The sequence below is a fragment of the Pseudoxanthomonas sp. CCNWLW251 genome (assembly GCF_037402255.1).
Taxonomy (GTDB): domain Bacteria; phylum Pseudomonadota; class Gammaproteobacteria; order Xanthomonadales; family Xanthomonadaceae; genus Pseudoxanthomonas_A.
The window spans coordinates 1-5,831 of record NZ_JBBEGA010000008.1 but is presented as its reverse complement, the minus strand read 5'-3'; the positions used below and the strand labels follow the sequence as shown (position 1 = coordinate 5,831).

General features: G+C 65.9%; 2 protein-coding genes. Both read right to left on the bottom strand.

Annotated elements, in window-relative coordinates; genetic code table 11:
- Positions 1–3,596, bottom strand: a 3,596-nt coding sequence (locus WBN46_RS18975) for a hypothetical protein (RefSeq protein ID WP_337732947.1), incomplete at its 3' end; no start/stop codon positions are given.
- Between the two features lie 11 nt (positions 3,597–3,607).
- Positions 3,608–5,831, bottom strand: a 2,224-nt coding sequence (locus tag WBN46_RS18970) for an OmpA family protein (protein ID WP_337732946.1), incomplete at its 5' end; no start/stop codon positions are given.

Here is a 5,831-nt window from a genome sequence, read left to right as displayed (position 1 = left end):
ACGCCCACCAGGAAGCCCTGTTTCGTGCCGCCGTTGTCGACGTCCAGCCAGCGATACTCGGCCAGCGCGTGCCACTGCGTGCGCAGGTCGTAACGCACCTGCGCCGCCGCGAACGTGGTCGCCGAATCCAGCCACGCACCCGTGCCGCGCCCCATCCGCACCTCGCCCTCTCGACGGGCCAGCTTGCCGGCGAACTCCCAGTGCTGATCCGGCTTGTAAACGCCCTCGAACGACAGGATCTGCGACTTCTGGTCGTACTCCGCGCCACCCAACTGGCCCAGCGTGGCCAGGTCGTACAGATACGTGTAGCGGCCGAACAGGCCCCAGCGCTGGCTGTTCCACGGGCGGTAGGCGAAGCCCACGTTGCCTTCGATGAACTTCGCGCCTGCCAACGGATTGAGCTGGTCGTCGGTATCGGCGTAGTTCAAGCGTGCAGCGATGCGCCAGCTCTCGTTGATCTTGTGGGTCAGGCGATTGGTGCTGACCCATTGCTCACGCTGCTCCGCGCCGGTGTCCTCACGCCATTCCAGCTTGCTCTGCCAGTCGGTATCCGGTGAGGTGCGCCCGCCGGACACACTGATCGCCCGACGATCGACATTGCCGCCGGTCGAATTCGTCAGCTCGCCATCGGACAGCGTGAAGCCCATGTTCCAGCCCTGGGCCGGATAGAAATCCATGCCGAAGGTGTGTGCCAGGCCCGACTCGTTGCGCTCCTTCAGGAACTGGCTTTCGTTGTACAGGTTGACCTGGTTGGACAAGCGCCAACGCTGACCCAGCGTCCAGCCATTCTGCGCATTGCGGGTGAACAGCGAGTCGTAGGCCGTGGTGTCGGTGGAGTACGTGTAAGCGCCGTACACGGAATGCTCGGCCGTCAGGCGATGCTCCGCCGACACGGTAGCGCCTTCGCCACGGTCGCCGGTGGTCACTTCCGCGCCGACCGAGGATTGGTTGCCGTACAGGTACTTGCCGCCCAACGTCAGCGCGTTGTTGTCGGCGTACTGCCCCCCATCGTCATCCAGCGTGAACTGGCCGACGCCGTACAGTTCCAGCGTGCTTCCGAAGCGATGCTGGTACTTCAGTGCGCCCAGCGTGCCTGCGGCGTCGGTCGACGTGCTTTCCTGATCCACACGACGCAGTTCGGCGCTGAACGTGCTGGCATCATTGATGCGCCATTCCAGCGTGGCCTGCGCCTGCGTCAGCGATTCCGCACCACTCTCGGCCCGCGTGTAACGCGTGTACAGGCCCAGATTGGGAGTGAACTGGCCCAGCAACTCGGCACCATACTCGGTCACCGGACGGCCGGTGTCGTAGCGCGAGATCGAGTAGCCGGCACTGGCATTGCGCCACCAGGCCCCCACGCTCCAGTCCTGCTCGGTCCAGCCCAGTTCCTTGAAATTGGCGCGGGCTTCGAGCGACTTGGCCTCGCCCTCGCGGAACATGGCCGTGTTGTTCTGCTGGATGAAGCTCAGGCCACCGTTGTCGGAGAAGAACACCGGCGCACCGAATGATTCGGTCTGCGCGTACTCGGCCTTGACATAGGTGCCCTTGCCCGCCTGCAGCGTCAGGTCCCCGGCGGCCAGCGTGTAGTCCTGCCCCGCCCGGTTCTCCTGCACGTAGGTGGCACCCACGCCCACATGGTTGCCGAACCAGTGCTTGCCGCGGAAGCCGGCGGTGACGTCGTCGGCATCGAAGCCGGACGGCACCCATTCGTAGTCCACGATCAGGCGCTGCTCGAAGCCGTCCAGCGGCGTGTCGCGCGTCAGCGTGGGAATGTTCTCGCGGGTGATCTGCGTCAATGGGCGCGTCAGCAGGATGCGGCCCTGCAGTTCGTCGATCTCGTAGTCCGCACCACGCTGCAGGACCACACGGTTTTCCGTGCGGCCCGTGGTCAGGTCGCGGATCTCCAGCGTCACGATGTCCGAGCCCGGCAGCAGGTCGGTGTGGCGCAGGTAGTAGAGGCTGCCGCCCGTGCCGATGAATTCGTTGTGGCCGGGTGCCGTTTCAGCCTGCGAGCCGAACATGCGCAGTTCGGTTCCCGGGTCGCCCCAGCGGTTGGTCGCGATGGAGCGCCAGTTCAACGCCGCGCCGTACAGCGAGCGCTGGTACTGTGCGTACTCGGTGCCGGTGATCCCGGTGCTGTAGTTGCCCCACAGCGCCTGGTTCTTGTCCCAGTCCACGCGCAGGTAGAAGCGCCCCATCGTATCCACGTCACGATAGGTCGTGGAATCGTCGCCATACACCGGGTAATAGAGGTCCGGATCCAGCCGGCGGAACACGTCCTGCGGATCGGCCTGGGTGAAACCATTGAACAGCCGGTCCAGGTCGCGCTGGGTGGTGTCGGCCTGCGCGGTGACCAGGTACTTGCCGGCATACTTGGCCTTGCCGTAGAACGCCAGGCGACCGTCGCTGATGACATCGTCCTCGTAGCGGCTGTCATTGGCGAACGGTTCAACCGAACCGCTGACCTTGTTCTGCGCGATGGTGACGTCGGCCAGGCCGACGCCGAAGAAGTAGCGTCCGGTGACGTCCACGTCCAGGATGTGGGAGCCCGTGGCCGAATCCTTGCCTCCGGCGCTCTCGCCACTCAACCCGATATCGAAACGGTGCCGCCCGACGGGCACGAGATACTCGGCGACGAACTTCCGCTCCTGGTCGACCGGATAGCTTTCGCCATTGATCGTCAGCGATGCCGTCTGCGGAATGTTGCGACCCTGGATACGGATGCGGGAGCCATACATCGCGATGTTCTGCTGGCGCAGACCATTCTCGGAAAACACGTCGCCCAGCAGGCTCTGCGCTTGCGCTTGCTCGCCACTCAACGCACTGCCCAGCGAGCGTTCCACGCTGTCGCGCAGCAGGTTGGTACCGCGCTCGGCTTCTTCCGGCGACACCAGCTGCAAGGTCCGCGGATGGGTTTCGTCGAAGCTGTCGTTGTCCCCATAGGCGCGCAGCACGTACACCAGCTCGTCACCCTTGCGGAAGGGGTACTTCGACGGCAGCACGCCCGTCCATTCCACACTGCTGACCGCCGCAACCTCCATCGGAATGGTAGCGATCGGCTCGATCAGGTCGCCGTCGCCGCTGCGGTACAGCGAGATCTCCAGACGCTTGATGAAGGCAGGATAGTTGCCGCGCGCATAGAACTGCACCGGCTTGGTGATGCGTTCGCCATCGAAGGCCACCATCGACGGCGCGGACACCGATAGCTCGGGCTGGCCCAGTGTGGGATCTTCCGTGGCCCAGATGACGCCTCCGCCCGGCAGGTCGATGGAGAACTTGCCCACGGCGGTCGCCTTGCCTGGCTGCTCCATCGCCACGGTGACGCGGCGGTCCGGCTGGAGGGCTTCCGACGATGAGTGCTCGCTCGTTTCCCGCGTGACCGGCTTGTCGTAGCTGCGCGTCCTCAGGCGGAACAGCAGTCCCTCCTCTCCCGTGCACGTCTCGGCGTTGCAGTCCACCGGCGTGGCCATGCCGTCGGCACGATCCTTCGCCGCCTGCGTACCTGCATCCGTCTGGGCGCCCGCCAGCGGGGCCGTGCCCGCCAGCAGACTGATCAGCGTGACATCCAGCAGCTTCATCTTCATACGCTTCTTCATGACACGCCCCCTCACTTCCGTACGCCGACAGGGGCTGTCGGATCGTTACTGGCTTCCACGCGGACCTTCGTACGTATCTCCGGACTCAGGCGTTTGGCGAGCGCTTCATAGACCGCCTTGGCACGGCGCATGCCGAGCGCGACGTTGTAGGCGTGCGACGCACGCACGTCGGTGTGGCCGACGATCGCGATGCTGCCGCCCCCCATCCTGTCCAGCGCGGCCGCCACCTTGTCCAGCAACGGCTCGAACTCCGGACGGATGTTCGATTTGTCCGTGTCGAACAGCACCGTTCCAAGCAGGGCACCCCCTTCATCGACACCGACGATCAGCGAGCCCGGATCGTCCACGTTGCCACGCGCACTGACCACCAGTCCCTTGGCCGAAACAGCGTCGAGCTTCTCCAGCAGCGCCGCCTTGACCGCGTTTGCACGATCGAAGGCCAGCGCCTCGCCATCGGCATTCGCATCGATGACCACTTCACCACCCTGGTACTCGCGCACCTTGGCTGCCATGGCCTCGATCACCGGCAGGTACTGCGGACGAACCTCGGCGCTGCCCGGGGCGAAGAACACCTCGCCCATCTCCAGTTCGACCTGTTCGCTGCCGCCTTCGATGACCTGTTCCGGCACCTTCACGCCGAAGTCGAAGCGCACCGGCACACCGGGGGTGATCCGGCGCAGCAGCGGGTTGTCGGTGGTGAACTCGGCGCCGGCCGGCAGGGTGGACGGGTCGACCTTCAGGATGAAGTTGCGACCCCGCTCCCACGCGCCGCCGGACACACCGGCCAGGTGGTAGCGACCGTACTGGTCGGTCTCGATCAGCAGGCCCTCCACCGAGGCGATGCGCACACCGGGGATGCCGCGCTCATCGATACCGGCGTTGCGGATGACGTAATCCACCACGTAGCCGCCTTCGGACGGCGCCACACGACGCTCGACCGTCGGCGTGGCGGCATTCAGGCCCTTGGCCGCTTCGCCGGACTGCTCGACGCGGGTATTGCCTGCCGCATCCATGCGCACGGTGACACCCTGGTTGCTGGTCAGCACGAAGTCGTCGGTGAAGCTCAGCTCGTTCAGACGCTGGCGGATCACCACTTCATGGTCCTCCACCGGGTCGGCCACCGACTGGCGGCCGCTGATCGCACCGACGGCGATGCCATGCAACAACGGCGAACTCGCATCCGGCTCCGGCTGCGGGCCGGTGCCACGATCCACGGTGGTGGAGTTGGCGACGTAGGCGCCCGGGGCAAAGCCGCCCTGCACCTTCACGCCACTCAGTGCCGCGCTGTCCTGCCAGCCATCGCCGTCGCGGTCGTTGAAGACCGTGCCCAGCAGCAGGCTGTCGTCCAGCATCGGATCAGCCGTGAGCACCACGTCCGCAGTGGCGACATTGGACACCGGATCGTCGGTCGCCGAGCGCACCTGCGCCTGGTTGACGTGGGTGCCCGGGCGGACGCCCGCACCGACGCGCATCACATAGACCAGGGTGGCGGTCTCGCCGGCGGCCACGTCCACGCCGCCGAAGCGGAGCGGGCTGCTGCCGGAAACCGTCGCCATGGCATCGTCGTCGTTGGCCAACAGCGAGCCCTCGACGTAGCTGAAGCCCGCCGCCGGCGTATCGACAACATTGCCGTTGACCAGATCGGTGCTGCCCACGTTCTCCACGGTCAGCGTGTAGCGGACCAGATCGCCGATACGGACCTCGCGCGCACCTGCCACCTTGCTCAGGCGGATCTCCGGCGCATCCAGTTCATGCTCCGTACTGCAGGTGGTGCAGACGGGCGGCTCACCACCGCCGCCCGACGCGACCACCTGGTTGCCGACGATGGCGCCCGCGTTCGCATTGACGACGGCGTCATAGCTCAGCGCGTGCACACCGGCGGCCGTACCGGCAGGCAAGCGGCAGGTCAGCGTGGTGCCATCGAACGTGCAGCCCACAGGCAACGCGCCCAGGGTCAGGCCCCGATCCGGTGTATCCACCAGCACCAGTTCTTCGGTCAGCGCGGACGCGCTGATCGCGACCGACAGGGTGTAACGCACCGTCTGCCCGATCTGCACCTGACCACCCGTCCCCGGATCGGAGGACTTCGTCACGGTCACGCGCGGCTCGGCCACCGGGGTGACGGTATCGCAACGATCAGCACAGGTCGGCGTGTCGTCACCGGTGCCTACCACCGCATTGTTCACCGTACCCGAGGCCGCGGCATTCACCGTGGCGGTATAGGTCACCGTGTAG